The 14,350-nt window shown below is 66.3% G+C and carries 14 protein-coding genes; 7 read left to right on the top strand and 7 right to left on the bottom strand.

Annotated elements, in window-relative coordinates:
• Positions 1 to 22: 22 nt before the first annotated feature.
• From ACCQ08_RS07835 to ACCQ08_RS07825, 3 genes are all read right to left on the bottom strand, one after another.
• A complete protein-coding gene (locus ACCQ08_RS07835; protein WP_373449400.1) occupies positions 23 to 1,612 on the bottom strand; it encodes a sugar ABC transporter ATP-binding protein in 1,590 nt (529 codons plus the stop codon).
• 14 nt (positions 1,613 to 1,626) lie between these two features.
• A complete protein-coding gene (locus tag ACCQ08_RS07830) occupies positions 1,627 to 2,577 on the bottom strand; it encodes a sugar ABC transporter substrate-binding protein (RefSeq protein WP_239810236.1) in 951 nt (316 codons plus the stop codon).
• 215 nt (positions 2,578 to 2,792) lie between these two features.
• Positions 2,793 to 4,058 carry a YbfB/YjiJ family MFS transporter gene (locus ACCQ08_RS07825; RefSeq protein WP_239810235.1) on the bottom strand — a complete coding sequence of 422 codons (1,266 nt, stop codon included), beginning with the start codon at positions 4,056 to 4,058 and terminating at the stop codon, positions 2,793 to 2,795.
• A 78-nt stretch (positions 4,059 to 4,136) separates the two neighbouring features.
• Here ACCQ08_RS07825 and ACCQ08_RS07820 point away from each other — a divergent pair, with 78 nt between their 5' ends.
• From ACCQ08_RS07820 to ACCQ08_RS07805, 4 genes are read left to right on the top strand one after another with little or no spacing between them, the layout of a single operon-like run.
• The gene (locus ACCQ08_RS07820) at positions 4,137 to 5,021 is read left to right on the top strand and encodes a LysR substrate-binding domain-containing protein (protein WP_312462538.1); all 885 of its coding nucleotides are present in this window, start codon (positions 4,137 to 4,139) and stop codon (positions 5,019 to 5,021) included.
• Positions 5,018 to 6,070: an NAD(P)H-dependent flavin oxidoreductase gene (locus ACCQ08_RS07815; RefSeq protein ID WP_373449399.1), complete on the top strand. Its 1,053-nt coding sequence runs from the start codon at positions 5,018 to 5,020 to the stop codon at positions 6,068 to 6,070. Before ACCQ08_RS07820 ends, ACCQ08_RS07815 begins: the two co-directional genes overlap by 4 nt.
• Positions 6,071 to 6,117: 47 nt before the next feature.
• Positions 6,118 to 7,014: a pyridoxal kinase PdxY gene (gene pdxY, locus ACCQ08_RS07810; protein WP_373449398.1), complete on the top strand. Its 897-nt coding sequence runs from the start codon at positions 6,118 to 6,120 to the stop codon at positions 7,012 to 7,014.
• Between the two features lie 17 nt (positions 7,015 to 7,031).
• The gene (locus ACCQ08_RS07805) at positions 7,032 to 7,589 is read left to right on the top strand and encodes a GNAT family N-acetyltransferase (protein WP_373449397.1); all 558 of its coding nucleotides are present in this window, start codon (positions 7,032 to 7,034) and stop codon (positions 7,587 to 7,589) included.
• A 29-nt stretch (positions 7,590 to 7,618) separates the two neighbouring features.
• Here ACCQ08_RS07805 and ACCQ08_RS07800 read toward each other — a convergent pair whose 3' ends face one another.
• From ACCQ08_RS07800 to ACCQ08_RS07785, 4 genes are all read right to left on the bottom strand, one after another.
• Entirely contained in the window at positions 7,619 to 8,911 is a 1,293-nt protein-coding gene (locus ACCQ08_RS07800; protein ID WP_373449396.1) for an O-antigen ligase family protein, read from the bottom strand.
• Positions 8,908 to 9,720, bottom strand: coding sequence for a glycosyltransferase family 2 protein (locus ACCQ08_RS07795; protein WP_239810232.1), 813 nt, complete (start codon positions 9,718 to 9,720; stop codon positions 8,908 to 8,910). The genes ACCQ08_RS07800 and ACCQ08_RS07795 overlap by 4 nt, the downstream gene beginning before the upstream one ends.
• Positions 9,721 to 9,927: a zinc-finger domain-containing protein gene (locus ACCQ08_RS07790; protein WP_021028650.1), complete on the bottom strand. Its 207-nt coding sequence runs from the start codon at positions 9,925 to 9,927 to the stop codon at positions 9,721 to 9,723. It abuts the gene before it with no gap.
• A gap of 243 nt (positions 9,928 to 10,170) precedes the next feature.
• Positions 10,171 to 10,602, bottom strand: coding sequence for a glycerate kinase (locus tag ACCQ08_RS07785; RefSeq protein WP_239810231.1), 432 nt, complete (start codon positions 10,600 to 10,602; stop codon positions 10,171 to 10,173).
• Positions 10,603 to 10,777: 175 nt separating this feature from the next.
• Between ACCQ08_RS07785 and ACCQ08_RS07780 the strand changes: the two genes are divergently transcribed.
• The 3 genes from ACCQ08_RS07780 to ACCQ08_RS07770 all read left to right on the top strand — a co-directional run bounded on the left by ACCQ08_RS07780 (position 10,778) and on the right by ACCQ08_RS07770 (position 14,266).
• Positions 10,778 to 11,470 (top strand): MarC family protein, encoded by a 693-nt coding sequence (locus ACCQ08_RS07780; RefSeq protein WP_373449395.1) that lies wholly within the window; start codon positions 10,778 to 10,780, stop codon positions 11,468 to 11,470.
• Positions 11,471 to 11,591: 121 nt separating this feature from the next.
• Positions 11,592 to 13,130 carry a S1C family serine protease gene (locus tag ACCQ08_RS07775; protein ID WP_373449394.1) on the top strand — a complete coding sequence of 513 codons (1,539 nt, stop codon included), beginning with the start codon at positions 11,592 to 11,594 and terminating at the stop codon, positions 13,128 to 13,130.
• Positions 13,127 to 14,266: an FHA domain-containing protein gene (locus ACCQ08_RS07770; RefSeq protein WP_373449393.1), complete on the top strand. Its 1,140-nt coding sequence runs from the start codon at positions 13,127 to 13,129 to the stop codon at positions 14,264 to 14,266. Before ACCQ08_RS07775 ends, ACCQ08_RS07770 begins: the two co-directional genes overlap by 4 nt.
• Positions 14,267 to 14,350 lie beyond the last annotated feature (84 nt).

The following is a 14,350-nucleotide window of genomic DNA, read 5'->3' as shown; positions in this document are numbered from 1 at the left end:
CTTGGTCCTCTTGCCTGCTCTTTTATTCGGGGGTTGCAGCCTGTGCTGCGGCGTGGGCCGATGGGGCTTCATCCACATTGCCAAAAGCGGCGGCCAGCAACTGCTGGTCGCTCCACTGGCCGCGCTCGAACACGGCCACCAGCTCGCCATCGTGCATCACGCCAATGCGGTCACACATGGCCATCAGCTCCCGCAGGTCGCTGGAGACCATCAGCACGGCCTTGCCGTCATCGCACATGCGGTCGATCTCGTGGTAGATGTCGGCGCGCGCGCCCACATCGACGCCACGTGTGGGCTCATCGAGCAGCAGCACATCACAGGGCTGGTGCAGCCAGCGGGCAAACACCACCTTTTGCTGGTTGCCACCGCTCAGCGTGGAGACGGCCTGCTCGGCGCTGCGCGAGCGGATGCGCAGACGCTCGACAAAATGGCGGGCCACTTCGCTCTCCTGCGCGCGCTGCAGCCAGCCGCCGCGTGCAATCTTGTGCATGCCCGCCAAGGTGGTGTTGGCGCGGATCGACTGGGACAGCAGCAGGCCTTGCGACTTGCGGTCTTCGGTCACCAGGCCGATACCGGCCCGGATCGCCTGCACGGGGCTGTTCCAGTTGGGCGCCACCGTCTGCGTGGGCGCGGGGCTGCCAGCGGCATGCAGGCTGATTTCGCCCTGCTCAGCGCGGTCTGCGCCAAACAGCAGGCGCACCAGCTCGGTACGGCCCGAGCCGACCAGGCCCGCCAGGCCCATGATCTCGCCCGCATAGAGCGACAGACTGACGCCGCGCACCTGCGCGCCGCGTTGCAGATTTTTGGCAGACAGGCGCAGCGCACCACGCGCGCGGCGCGGCCGGCCTTCGTTGTCCTGCACCGCATGGCCCACCATGCGCTCGACCAGCTCATGCTCCTGCACGCCCTGCATGGGCCGCACATCGACCAGGCGGCCATCGCGCAGCACGGCCACCTTGTCGGCGATGCGCTGCAGCTCTTCCAGGCGGTGCGACACATAGACCAGCGCCACACCGCGCTCCTTGAGCAGTGCAATCTGTGTGAACAGGTGCTCGGTTTCCTTGAGCGTGAGCATTGCGGTGGGCTCATCGAGCACCAGCACCCGCGTGCCCTCCTGCAGGTTGCGGGCGATCTCCACCATCTGCTGCTGGCCAATGCCCAGCTGCGAGACAGGGGTGTCCGGATCGATATGCTCCATGCCGATCTTGGCCAGCTGGGTGCGGGCCAGCGCCCGCATCGCCGCATGGTCCAGCCAGCCGAGCCTGTGGGGGAGCTGGCCGAGCAGCAGGTTCTCGGCCACCGTCAAGGTAGCCACCAGGCCCAGCTCCTGCATCACCATGCGCACGCCCAGGCGCTCGGCTTCGCGCCGCGACGCGGGGGCAAAGGGCTTGCCATCGAGCTGCATCTGCCCCTGCGATGGATCCACCAACCCGCACAGAATCTTGGACAAGGTGCTCTTGCCCGCGCCGTTTTCACCGGTCAGCGCCATCACTTCGCCCGCCTGCAGATCCAGGCTCACGCCCTCCAGCACCAGGGTGCCGGAGTAGGCCTTGCCGATCTGCTGCAAACGCACGCGTGGCGTGCCGGCGCCTTGCGCCTCAGTCGTAGCCATGGGGTGCGCCGTGATTACTTGCTGTCCTTGGTCACCAAGGCCACATCGGTCTTGACTTCAGCGGGCAGCTCGTTCTGCTTTTTCTTCTCGGCCAGCGCCTTGAGGGCGATCTCGATGCCGAACACAGCCTGCTTGGCAGCGTACTGGTCGGCGGTGGCCAGCACGCGGCCGTCCTTCAGCATGGGCTTGATGGCGGCGATATTGTCATAGCCCACGACCTGCACCTTGCCGGTGCGGCCGGCGGCCTTCACCGCTGCGACCACGCCCAGCGCCATGCTGTCGTTGCCTGCCATGATCGCCTTCAGATCAGGGTGCTCGCGCAGCATGCCGGCGGCCACCGTGTTGCCCTTGTCGATTTCCCACTGGCCCGACTGCAGGCTGACCACATTGGCGCCAGCGGCCTTCATCGCATCTTGGAAGCCCAGGGTGCGCTGTTGGGCGTTGAAGGTGGTCGAGACGCCTTCGACGATGCCCACCTTGTCACCGGCCTGCAGCTGCTTGCCCAGGAAATCGCCCACCAGCTTGGCGCCGGCACGGTTGTCCGGACCCACGAAAGGCACGTTCAGGTCCTTGCTCTTGAGCGCGTCGGCATCGAGCTTGTTGTCGATGTTGACGATCAGCACGCCCTTGTCTGCCGCATTTTTCAGCACCGACACCAGGGCCTTGGAGTCCGCCGGGGCGATCACGATGGCCTGCACGCGCTGGGCCACCATCTGCTCGACCATCTTGATCTGCGCGGCCGTGTCGGTCTCGTCCTTGATGCCATTGGCCACCAAGGTGTACTGGGCGGCATTGGCCTTCTGGTGCGCCTTGGCGCCGTCTTCCATCGTGCGGAAGAACTCGTTGGCCAGCGATTTCATCACCAGCGCCACCTTGGGCTTGTCAGCCGCAACGGCTTGGTGGGAAAAACCAGCCACGGTGGCCAAAGCCAGCGCAGCAGTCAGGGTACGGCGGGTAAAGCGCATGAGATAAGTCTCCGAAGGATTGTTGTGCATCGCGCGGTGCCATCCACAGCAGTAGCCGCGAGATGCCGCATGTTTGCATGGGCGCAAACGTTTGCGCCCCGGAGTTTACCCGAAGGTCAAACAAGATTTCACGAGTGGGTCATGCCGGGCAAATGCTTCGGCGGCACCCGCTTGGGCAACCCGCTACGGCTGCCTGCAGGCGGCCTTTCAGCGGCTCAGCCCTGGTGCGGATGGCGCCAGACCATGGCCGCCAGAATCACGATCCCCAACACCAGTGCAGCGCCTGCGGCCGCCAGGCCATAGGCAAAGCCCTGCTGGGTGCTGGCGCTGTGGGCCAGCATCCAGGCGACCATCGGCGGGCCTACGATCTGGCCCAAGCCGTAGGCCGCCGTCAGCAGACCCGGAAAGCTGCTGAGCGCGCTCGGCCAGATGCGGCGCGCCTCTTGCAGCGCAAAAAAGGTCAGTGCCGTAAACGGCAGGCCCAGCAGCAGGCTGCCCAGCGAAAAGCCCAGCGGCGTCGGCCACAGCGCACTGATGGCAATGGACACCGCCTGGATGCCGTAGCCGGCCATCAGCAGACGGCGCCGGTCCCAGCGGGTAGGCAAATGGGTCGAGAGATAGGCGCCCAGTGCCACGCCGCCACCGAACATGGGCCAGAACAGGTCGGGCCAGACCGAATCGGCGGGCAGCGCGCCGCGCGCAATCACCGGCAGGTAGGTGGCGGTGACGATATAGCCCAGGCCGGCCAGGCTGTAGGCCAGGGTCAGCAGCAGCCGGTCCACCGGGCCCTCGGGTGCGGCTGCCACAGCGGCGCCGGTCTGCGTATGGGCAGGCGGTGGCGCCAGCGGGCCGCGCACCACCGTCATCACCATCAGCCAGAAGACCAGCGCCAGCAGCGCAAACGCCAGCCAGGCGCTGACGGCATGCCAGCCGGCTGCCACCATGGCGCTGGTGGCCAGGCCGGTCAGCGCAATGCCGATGCCCGGGCCGCAAAACAACAGGCCGCCCATCTGCGGCCGCCCCAGATGCGCCAGCTGCGACATGCACCACAGGGTGATATTGAGGAACACCACGGCGCTGGCCACGCCCGAGACAAAGCGCAGGCTGGCCCAGGCGCCGGGCCAGTTCAGTGCCATCGCCGCCGTCAGCACGGCGGTGATGAACAGCCACCAGTGCACCATGCGCGAGGGGTGCAGCCGCTGCATCAGGCCCTGGGCCACCCAGGGCAGCACCATGCACAGCAGCGAGCCGACAAAGTAGCCCAGGTAGTTGCTCATCGCCAGCCAGCTGCCCTGCGCCAGGTCAATGCTGCCGTCATGCAGCATCATCGGCATCAACGGGGTGAACGCGAAGCGCCCCACGCCCATGGCCGAAGCCAGCGCCACCATGCCGGCCACGGCCACCAGCCAGGGGCGCTGGTTCCAGGGCAGCGCAGCGCTGGACGAGGAAGGGGAAACCGAAGAGCTGACCGAGGGTGGCATGGTGCGGACCTGTCGTTTATGTATCTTTTTTAGAGATGCTATGTTAAATTAACATCTTCAAAAAAGATAGATACAAACGTGTTGGATCTCGCCACCCTTGCCATCTTTCAGCAGGTCATTGCCAGCGGCAGCATCACCCGTGCTGCGCAGCAGCTGGGCCGCGCCCAGTCCAATATCACCACCCGCATCCAGCAGCTGGAGGAGTCGCTGGGCGTTGCGCTTTTTGTACGCGAAGCCCGGCGCATGGTGCTGACACCCGAGGGACAGCAGCTGCAGCGCTATGCCGACCAGCTGCTGACCCTGGCCGAAGAGGCCACGCAAAGCCTGCGCGGCCAGCACCCCAGCGGCCGGCTGCGCCTGGGCTCGATGGAGAGCACGGCCGCCGCGCGCCTGCCGCTGCCACTGGCCACGTTCCACCGCACGCATCCGCAGGTGCAGCTGGAGCTGACCACGGCCGCGTCGCTGCAGCTGATGGAGCAGGTGCTGGACCACCAGCTCGATGCCGCGCTGGTAGCCTGGCCGCCGCCGGATGTGGATGCGCCGCTGCCGCTGGACCTGGTGCCGCTGTACGAAGAATCGCTGCAGCTGCTGCGCCCCGCCCAGACCCTGGAGGGAGAGCTGCCCCGCACCCTGGCCGGTTTCAGCGATGGCTGCACCTACCGCCGCATTGGCGAGCAATGGATGTCTCAGGCCCACGGCCCGGTTCCCACGCGGGTGTTGCAGTTGTCGTCCTACCACGCGATCATTGCGGCCGTGGCCGCAGGCAGTGCGGTGGCCGTCGTGCCACAGACCGTGCTCGACCTGCAGCGCAACCCGCTGCCTGTGCACAGCCAGCCGCTGGGCAGCTGCACCACGATGTTTGTCACCCGCCAGGGCTATGCCACGCCGGCGGTGCAGCAATTGCTGGCGGTCCTGCAGACGGCCGCACCCACCCCTTTAACAGCAGCGATGGAGACCGTATGACCCGCGATGTGATGCAAGAACTGGGCCTGCAGCTGCCTGTGGTGCAAGGCCCGATGACAGGCGCGGACAGCGCAGCGCTGGCCGCTGCCGTCAGTGCGGGCGGCGGCCTGGGCTCGCTGGGCTGTGGCATGCGCTCGCCCCAGGCGATGGCTGAGGCCGCTGCCGCAGTGCGCGCGCAGACCGACCGGCCCTTTGCGATGAACCTGTTTGTGCAGGCCACCCCCGCACCCGATGCCGCCACCGTGCAGCAGGCCCTGCAGCGCCTGGCCCCGCTGTACGCCCGTTTTGGCGCGGAGCCAGCCGTACCCAGCCAGTGGTGCGAAGATTTTGCGCAGCAGCTCGATGCACTGGCCGCCTGCCGCCCGGCAGTGGCCAGCTTTACCTTCGGCATCCTCAACGCCGCCCAGGTGAAGCGTCTGCAGGCGGCCGGCAGCCAGGTCTGGGGCACGGCCACCACGGTGGCCGAGGCGTTGGCCTGGCAGGCGGTGGGGGCCGATGCGGTCATCGCCAGCGGGAGCGAGGCCGGTGGCCACCGGGGCACCTTCCTGGCGGACTATGCCTCGTCGATGGTCGCCACCTTGCCGCTGGTGCGCGACTGCGTGCGGCAGCTGCAGGTACCGGTGATTGCGGCCGGCGGCATCATGGATGGCGCCGGCATCGCCGCCGCACAGGCATTGGGGGCGCAGGCGGCGCAGATGGGCACAGCCTTTCTGGTCTGCCCCGAATCGGCCATCAACGCGGCCTACCGCGCTGCACTGGCCGCTGCCCAGGCCACCGACACCGTCACCACCCGCACGATCTCGGGCCGCCCTGCGCGCGGCATCCGCAATGCGATGATCGATGCGCTCGAAGCCGATGAGGCCGCCATTCCGCCCTACCCGGTGCAAAACGCGCTGACCGGCGCACTGCGCAAGCTCGCCGGCGCTGCGGGCGATGCGCAGTACCTGTCGCTGTGGGCCGGCCAGGGCGTGGCCCAGGCCAGAGCCCTGCCCGCCGCCCAACTATTGCACCAGCTCAAGCAAGAGTGGCAGGCAGCGGGCGCACAATAGCAGCCAATGCCCGGCAGCCTGGTCCGGGCCAGCAAAGACTGCCTGCCGTGAACACTGTTGCACCCTCTGCCCCTGCGCAAGCCTCCCGCCCCGTCATCCTATCCATCCAATCGCATGTGGCCTGGGGCTATGTCGGCAACTCGGCGGCGGTGTTTGCGCTGCAGCGCCTGGGCTTTGATGTGCTGCAGGTGCATACGGTGCTGTTCAGCAACCACACGGGCTACGGGCAGTTCCGGGGCCAGATCCTGAGCGCCGAACATATCCGCGACATCCTCGCGGGCCTGCGCGAGCGCGGCGCGCTGCAGAAAGTGGGCGCCGTGCTTTCGGGCTACCTGGGCAATGCCGATACCGGCGCCGCCATTCTCGATGCCGTCAATGACATCCGCCAGGCCAACCCGCAGCTGCGCTACCTCTGCGACCCGGTGATGGGCGATGTGGGCCGGGGGCTCTTCGTCAACCCGGCGATCCCCGATTTTCTGCGCGACCAGGCCATCCCGTTCGCCAACATCATCACGCCCAACCAGTTCGAGTTCGAGCTGCTGAGCGGCACCAAGCTGGCCAGCACCGAAGAGGCTGTAGCTGTCGCGCGCCAGATGCGTGGGCGCGGGCCGGACACCATCGTCATCACCAGCCTGGCCACGCCCGACATCGCTGCCGGCCAGCTGGGCACCCTGGCCGTCAATGGGCAAGGCGCCTGGCTGGTGACCACGCCGCGTATCGACCTGCACCCCTTGCCCAATGGCATGGGCGATGTGTTTGCCGCCACCTTGCTGGGCCGGCTGGTGGATGGCCGCGCATTGCCAGAGGCGCTGGAGCTGGCCACGGCTACCTTGTATTCGCTGGTCCAGGGCACGCAGGCGGGCTCCCGTGATCTGCCGCTGGTGGCAGCGCAGGCCCAGCTGATCGAGCCGGCAGCGCGCTTTGCAGCACAGCAAGTGGCCTGAGCGGAGCCAGGCACCGCATGTCGCAGCCCTCCTCCGCTCCCCGCCTTCAGCTGCGCGCCTTTGTGCCCAGCGATTTCGAGGCTTACGCCCACTACCACCGGCAACCTGCCGTCTACCGTTACCTGTATGCCGATGCACCGCAGGACACTGCGGTACTCCAAGCCCAGTTTGAGCGCGACGCGCTGCCCCAGCGCCTGGCGGACGATGGCGACACGCGGCGCTTTGCCGTCGTGCGCCGCAGCGATGGCTGCCTGCTGGGAGAGACTTTGCTCAAGCTGGCCAGCGCCGCTGCGCGCCAGGCCGAAGTGGGCTATATCTTTGACCCCGCCCATGCCGGCAAAGGCTATGCCACCGAGGCGGTGGCACTCACGTTGGCACAGGGGTTTGGCATGCTGGGCTTTCACCGCATCTTTGCGCGGCTGGATGCCGCCAACCAGGGCTCGGTGGGCGTTGTCGAGCGCCTGGGCTTGCGGCGTGAGGCGCACCTGATCGAGAACGACCAGTTCAACGGCCAGTGGGGCGATGAGTACATCTATGCGCTGCTGGCCCGCGAGTGGCACAGCCGCCAGGTCTGACGCTGGGCCGGCCTGGCAGAGCGCCGGGCTCAGCGTTGGGGGTGCAAAGCCAGCAGTGCGCGCTCACGTCCGATCAGCGCACCCAGCAGCAGCACCAGCAGATAGACGTAGAACAGATGCCCGCTGTTGTGGGCAAAAAAGACCTGGGTCAGGCCAAAGCCGATGTAGCACATCGGAACCAGAATGCCGAGCATGCGCAGGTAGAGGATCTGGCGGTCCATGGGCATGCCCGGGCATTGCGCCATGCGCTTGCGGGTGGGCCAGAAGATCAGCAGCGGCACGGCATAAAAGGCCAGCAGCAAGGCCACTCCCACCAGGCCGCGCTTGGCAAACATGTCGAGCAGCTCGTTGTGCGCATGGTCATACGGCAGCACCGAGGCGCTGGCCTCGCCCGCTTCCACGCGGCGGGCTTTCTCTGCGATATAGCCTTGGAGGCCCCAGCCGGTCAGCGGCCTGTCCAGCCCCATGTGCCAGGCCAGGTGCCAGTGGGCCAGCCGCTGGCCGACCGAGGTTTCAGCCGCATGGCGGTCCTGCACCTCGTAGCTCTGCACCTCATGCACGGCGGTGTGGTAGCGCTGGGCCATTTCATCGCCCTTGAGCAAGACCAGCCCGCCAATGCCCAGCACGGCCGCCAGCAGGCCCAGCCCCACCGGTTTGCGCAGGCCGCAGCGCCACAGCAGCGCCGCGCCTATCAGCAGAACAAAGGGCAGCACGATCCAGCTGCCGCGCGTATCCGACAGGATGACGGCCAGCAGGCCGAACAGGCTGCAGACCAGACCCAGCGCGCGCTGCCAGGCCGCCAATGAGCGCCATAGCAGCAGCACCCCAAAGCAGCAGGCCAGCGCCAGCACCAGCGCAATGCCGCTGAACTGGATCGCATTGGTAAAGCCGTTGGCACGGTGGGCATCGGTCCAGCCCGTCTGGTAGACGGCGACCAGGCCCGCACCCAGGGCACCCGCCAGCATGCCCCAGCCCAGCGGGCGCACCCGGGGCGCAAAGGTCTGCAAAAAACCCAGGCCGGTGATGGCCAGTGCGTATTTGACGAACTGGTCGCTGCGCGAGCGCACATGCCAGTCATCGAAGCTCATGGTCCACATGACGGCCATGACGGCGAGCATCAGCGCCCAGGCCAACGCGCGGCGGTCCCAGCTGCGGCCCCACCATTGGCGCACAAAAACCAGGCTGGCCAGCGCCAGCACTGCAGCGCCAAAGGAGTAGCCAGAGGGCAAGGTCAGTGCCACACCGGGCACCAGAAACGCCGCCAGCTGGCTGGCGCGTGCTGCGGCCGAGGGTGCAGCGGACGGCGCCGCAGCAGGGCTCATCGGCGCACGTCTCCGCTCAGGTAAGGGCGGTCATAGGCCAGTGCCACATAGCGGAAGAAGCTCTCCAGTGCGACGAACACGCAATACAGGAAGCCCGCGCCCCCGCACAGAAAGCCGAAATGGAAGAAGTAAAGACGCACAAACATCGCCACCGACGAGGCCATACCGCGCAGAATGCCGCCACGCACGCCTTCTTCGGCCCGCTTGGCGGCCCCCAGCATCGCGTACTGGGTGAGCTTTTCCAGGCTGGAATGCACGGTGCTGCGCGAATGGTGCAGCAGCGGTGTGCGCATCAGGTGGCGCGTCACATTGGCGCGGCTCAGTTGCGCCTCTTCATGCACCACGCCGGTGTACTCGCGCAGCAGGCCACGCCAGAACAGGCGCTCGACCTTGGCGGTGGAGCGCAGGTATTTCAGTTCCTTGCCGAAAGCGACCATGCGCCAGCGCACCATCCAGATGGCTTCCTCTCCCGACTGGACGATGGCCTCCAGCTCCTCGCGGAACGCGGGAGAGATGGTCTCATCGGCATCGAGGAAGAACACATAGTCCCCCTTGGCGTGGGCGAGCAGCCGGTTGCGCTGCAACGCAAAGCCCTGCCAGTCTTCGTAGCGAAACACCTGGGCACCAAGGCTACAGGCAATGGCGGTGGTACGGTCCACACTGCCACTGTCCACCACCACAACCTGGTCGGCAAACGAGGCACTGCGCAAGCAGGCCTCGATATTGTCTTCTTCGTTGAGCGTGAGGATGCCAATGGTCAGCGTCAGCCTGCGCGAAGCTGCAGCGCCGCCCAATGGGGAATCAGTCACTCAATGGCCACCGTGGAAGGTTTCGCCCGCCTTGAGCCGGTACACGGTACCGCAGTACGGGCATTTGGCCTCACCGCTGTGGCCGACATCCAGAAAAACGCGGGGATGGCCGCTCCACAATTTCATGTCTGCCTTGGGATTGGGGCAAAACACGCCACCTTGGGCGTTCAGGTCTTTGGCCAGCAACTCAACAACTGCCTGCGTCATGGTTTTCAACTTTCCTGCGCCGGCCCCGCACCCCTGTCGCGGACCGGCTTTCGATGATTCTGTAGGCACGGGCAATGGTGGGGACCAGCCCCAACGGGCTCCCGTGCTGGGCAGTGATTTTACGTGGACGGCGCCCGACTTGGCAGAAGATGCACATGGCGCACCTCAGATTTGACCGCCAAACCCGCCTAAAAGGGTGCCGCAGACGGGCGGCAGGTCGCCGTTGTTACAAGTAGGGCCGGCTCAAGGCTGCGGATGGGCGGGTGCAGCAGCGGCTTCGGCTGCATCAGCCGGGCGCTGCAGGGTCCATTTCTGCAGGCGCCCGTGCACAAACTCGCAGGTCACCGATGAGTCCGTGTTGTCGCGCCACACAAACACCTCGGGCTGCTCCAGGTCCTTGGACTGGCGCAGGCCCAAAGAGCGCGTCATGGCCACCACATGGACCAGCGGCACATTGGGTTTGAGCTTGGCATTGAGCATCACCGCACTGGCGACATAGCCCAAAGGCCGCTCGGAGGCCCGCTTCATGATGGTCATCAGACGGGTGAAGTGCAGCATCAGCCACAGCACGATGCCGCCGCTGACGGCCAGCACGCCCATCCATTTGTAATTTTGGTAAGCAGCCCCCAGCAGCACCAGCAAGCCGATGGGGATCAGTATGTTTCTCCAGTTCATCGCGCTATTGTCCACTGCCTCCGGAGTTGCCGTTGTCGCCAGGGGCCAATTGGGCCGTCCCCCGCCCTGCGTTGCGCACATACGCTGTAACGATATTGGCCGGTTGCCCACTGGTTGGACTTCGCTTAGAGTGGCACCATCGGGCTATGGATTAACTATCAAAAGGCATTTAACGATGAATTTTGACACTTATCTGAGCGCGTCCCACCAGAGCTTCTGGCTGCTGGTGGTTACCGTCGTGCCTGCGCTGAGCCCGATCGGCATTTCGGTCTTCTTTCTGGCCTTGACCGAAGGCGCCAGCAAGGAATTGCGGCAAAGCATGGCCACCCGCATCGCCCTGCAGACCAGCGTGCTGATGGTCTTTTTCATGCTCTTTGGCGCCATCATCCTGAACCTGTTTTCCCTGTCCATCGACGTGGTGCGGCTGGGCGGCGGCCTGTTGCTGGCGGTGATCGGCTGGAACATGATCAACGCCAAGCCCAATGAGGAGTTGCAAGAAAAGCCCACCCAGTCCTTGTCGCCGGAATCCGCCCGTCTGCTCACCTTCTACCCACTGACCTTCCCGCTGTCATTTGGTCCGGGCACGCTGGCAGCGACCATCACGGTCAGCGTGGCAGTTCTGGACAGCGAGTCCAACGCCGTCGTCGCTGCCAACCTGCTCGGTGCCGTCGCCGGATGCCTGGTTGCAGGCAGCACGGTACTCATCTGCTACCGCTATGCAGACCGGATACTCAAACCGCTGGGCAAGAGCGGCGTCATGGTCTTCCTGAACTTCTCGGCTTTCATCCTCATGTGCCTGGGCATCCAGGTGGCCTGGGGCGGGCTGCGCAACCTGCTCACCGATGTGCTGCGCCGTGGCGTTGCCTGAGACCTACGAACACTTGCACAGATACCGTATCCCTTCACACAACAGCGCTTTAATTTTGATAGCATTTGAGCTTGCCCGGTATCCAGCCCTGGCCGTCAGCCCCTGAGTCCAACGCCCTGCCATGCCTGCGAGCGAGCCCGCCGGCCTGCAGGGCGCGAACCCCAACACCATGACCCATTGCACATCTTCCCCTTTGTGGCGCAACGGCCTGGCGCTTGCGCTGGCTGCCTTGCTGGCAGCGCCCGCCATGGCCCAGGCGCCGCTGGTACAGACGGCCAACCCGCTCGCGGCGGAGGCTGCCGTGCCGGCGCCCACGGCGCCACCCCTGTCACCCTCAGCGCCAGCAACACCGGGAACGCCTGCTGCTGCCAGCCAACCCGCAGCGGCGGCCGAGGCCCCGCCCCCCTCCCCCGACGCGCAGCAGGCCTATATGGCTGCACGCGACAAGCTGGTGCAGATCCGAACCCTGCGCCGCCAGACCAATACGCAAAGCAGCACCGGTTCGGGCTTTTTTGTCTCCGAGGATGGGTTGCTGATCACCAACTACCACGTGGTCAGCCAGCTCGCGCTGGAGCCCGAACGCCACCGCGCGGTGCTGGTCTCGGTCAGCGGCCAGGAGGCGCCGGTGCAGCTGCTCGCGATCGATGTGCTGCATGACCTGGCCTTGCTGCGCGTCACCCCCCCGACAGACAGCAAGCCAGCCAGCGAAGCGGCCCCAGCGCCCCGCTACAGTGCGCTGCCACTGCGCCCCAGCAGCCGGCCGCTGAGCGGCGGCGAGCGTATCTTCTCGCTGGGCAACCCGCTGGACGTGGGCTTTGCGATCACCGAGGGCACCTACAACGGCCTGGTGCAGCGCAGCTTCTACCCGCGCATCTTCTTTGGCGGCACCCTGAACCCGGGCATGAGCGGTGGCCCGGCCATCGACACCCAGGGCCGCGTGGTCGGCGTCAACGTGGCCAAGCAGCTGGGCGCAGAGCAACTGAGCTTTCTGGTGCCGGTGGAGTTTGTCGAGCAACTGCTCGCGCAGGGCCGCGAGGCTGCCCCGGTCAAGGGCGCCATGCATGCCGAAGTCACGCGCCAGCTGATGGCCCACCAGAAGGACCTGGTCGACCGGGTGCTGAGCGGCAGCAGCCGCAGCGAGCGCTATGGCCCCTACCGCGTGCCCGTGCCGTCCGAAACCCTGGCCCGCTGCTGGGGCGATGGCCGTGAGCGGCGCAGCGAATCCTTGTTCGATTTCGAGCGCAGCCAATGCCGCATCGACAGCGAAGTCTTCACCGGTGATGGCGATGTCGGCGGCCTGGGCATGCGCTACGAGGCCTACGACGCCCCGCGCCTGAGCCCCTGGCAGTTTGCCCATACCTATGGCAGCAGCTTTGCCAATGAACCGATGCGCAAGCGCGGCAACCGTGTGCGCACCGGCTATGAATGCCGCGAGGATTTTGTCGCGGGTGACGCCAAGCTGCCGCTGCGCGCCGTCGTCTGCATGGCCGCCTACCGCAAGTTCAGTGGCCTGTATGACCTGACCGTGCTGGCCGTCTCGGTGGACCAGCCGCGCCAAGGCGTGCTTGGCCGCCTCAACGTCAGTGCCGTGAGTTTTGACAATGCCCAGCGCCTGGCCCGCCAGTACCTGCAAGGCTTCTCCAGCGAGGCCGCCCAATGAGCCAGCACGATTATCCTGAATTGACCGATATCGCTCCCGAACACGAAGACACCAGCACCCAGGCGCCTGCCGCTGCGCAAGCGCCTGAAGGCGCGGTACTGGAGCTGGTCGAACGCGGCCACCGCCTGGCGATGGCCTTGCCGGTGTTTGCCTGGCCCTGCACCATCGGCCGCGCCGCCACCAATGACCTGGTGCTGACCGACCCCAGTATCGGCCCCAGCCATGTGCGCCTGCACCGCCTGGATGCAGGCCAGGCTAGTGCGGGTCACCCTGATGCGGGCCACCCTGATGCGGGCCCCCCTGATGCGGGCCAATACGAAGTCGAGGTGCTCGACAGCACCAACGGCGTCTGGCATGGCAGGCGCCACTACGGCGCTGGCGAGCGCTTTGTCTGGCAGCCCGGCCAGCGGCTCACCCTGGGCCGGGGCGTGCAGCTGAACCTGCGCAGCACCGCCCAGCCCTTGCCCGCCACCCAGCGCTGGCGCCCGTTCTCGCGCGCCCAGGGCCTGCTGACGGCCATGGCCCTGGTGCTGCTCGTGCTGCTGTCGGCCTGGACCACCTGGCTGGGCGCCACCGAAACCGGTGCGCTGGCCCGCCAGCTGCCCGCCATCCTGCTGTGGATGCTGGGCGGCCTGCTGGTCTGGACCCTGGGCTGGTCGATGATGGGCAAGCTGTTCACCGGGGTGACCGGTTTCTGGCGCCATGTCTGCATTGCCTCGGTCGGCATGGTTGCCATGGCCTTGCTCGATGTGCTGCTGTCGGTGACGGGCTTTGCCATGTCCTGGCCGCTGCTCAGCCGCTTTGCCAGCCTCGCGTCCTTCACGTTGATGGCCGTGGTCATCTGGTTCCACCTGCGTGCAGCCACCTTGGTGTCGGCCCGTACCTTGGCGCTGGCTGTTGGCGGCTTGCTGGTGCTGGGCATCGGCGCCAAGCTGGGCCTGCAGTGGCAGACGCAAAAGCGCCTGGGTGACAACCTCTACATGTCCACCATGCTGCCGCCTGAATGGCGCTGGGCCCCTACCACCTCGGTGGACCAGTTCATGCAGGGCACCGACAGCATGCGCGAGCAGCTGCAAAACCGCAGCCAGCTGGAAAAGGACGACGACGAGGAAGGCGACGACAGCGGTCTCGATTGAGCCGCGATGCGTGGGGCAAGCCGCTGCCCCATGACTGACAAACCGGCGGCGGCCCGCTAGCATCGAGGGACTCGACCTGATTCC

Source organism: Comamonas sp. SY3 (assembly GCF_041730275.1).
Lineage (GTDB): Bacteria > Pseudomonadota > Gammaproteobacteria > Burkholderiales > Burkholderiaceae_C > Comamonas > Comamonas sediminis.
Note: the sequence above shows the minus strand (reverse complement) of the source record. Positions and strands in the feature narration are given on the sequence as shown.

Bases quoted from the DNA above. Each gene is read 5' to 3' on its own strand.
- ACCQ08_RS07780 (WP_373449395.1), top strand. From the start codon at position 10,778: ATGAATTTTGACACTTATCTGAGCGCGTCCCACCAGAGCTTCTGGCTG.
- ACCQ08_RS07790 (WP_021028650.1), bottom strand. From the start codon at position 9,927: ATGACGCAGGCAGTTGTTGAGTTGCTGGCCAAAGACCTGAACGCCCAA.
- ACCQ08_RS07830 (WP_239810236.1), bottom strand. From the start codon at position 2,577: ATGCGCTTTACCCGCCGTACCCTGACTGCTGCGCTGGCTTTGGCCACC.
- ACCQ08_RS07785 (WP_239810231.1), bottom strand. From the start codon at position 10,602: ATGAACTGGAGAAACATACTGATCCCCATCGGCTTGCTGGTGCTGCTG.
- ACCQ08_RS07805 (WP_373449397.1), top strand. From the start codon at position 7,032: ATGTCGCAGCCCTCCTCCGCTCCCCGCCTTCAGCTGCGCGCCTTTGTG.
- ACCQ08_RS07775 (WP_373449394.1), top strand. From the start codon at position 11,592: ATGCCTGCGAGCGAGCCCGCCGGCCTGCAGGGCGCGAACCCCAACACC.
- ACCQ08_RS07825 (WP_239810235.1), bottom strand. From the start codon at position 4,058: ATGCCACCCTCGGTCAGCTCTTCGGTTTCCCCTTCCTCGTCCAGCGCT.
- ACCQ08_RS07800 (WP_373449396.1), bottom strand. From the start codon at position 8,911: ATGAGCCCTGCTGCGGCGCCGTCCGCTGCACCCTCGGCCGCAGCACGC.
- ACCQ08_RS07815 (WP_373449399.1), top strand. From the start codon at position 5,018: ATGACCCGCGATGTGATGCAAGAACTGGGCCTGCAGCTGCCTGTGGTG.
- ACCQ08_RS07835 (WP_373449400.1), bottom strand. From the start codon at position 1,612: ATGGCTACGACTGAGGCGCAAGGCGCCGGCACGCCACGCGTGCGTTTG.
- ACCQ08_RS07770 (WP_373449393.1), top strand. From the start codon at position 13,127: ATGAGCCAGCACGATTATCCTGAATTGACCGATATCGCTCCCGAACAC.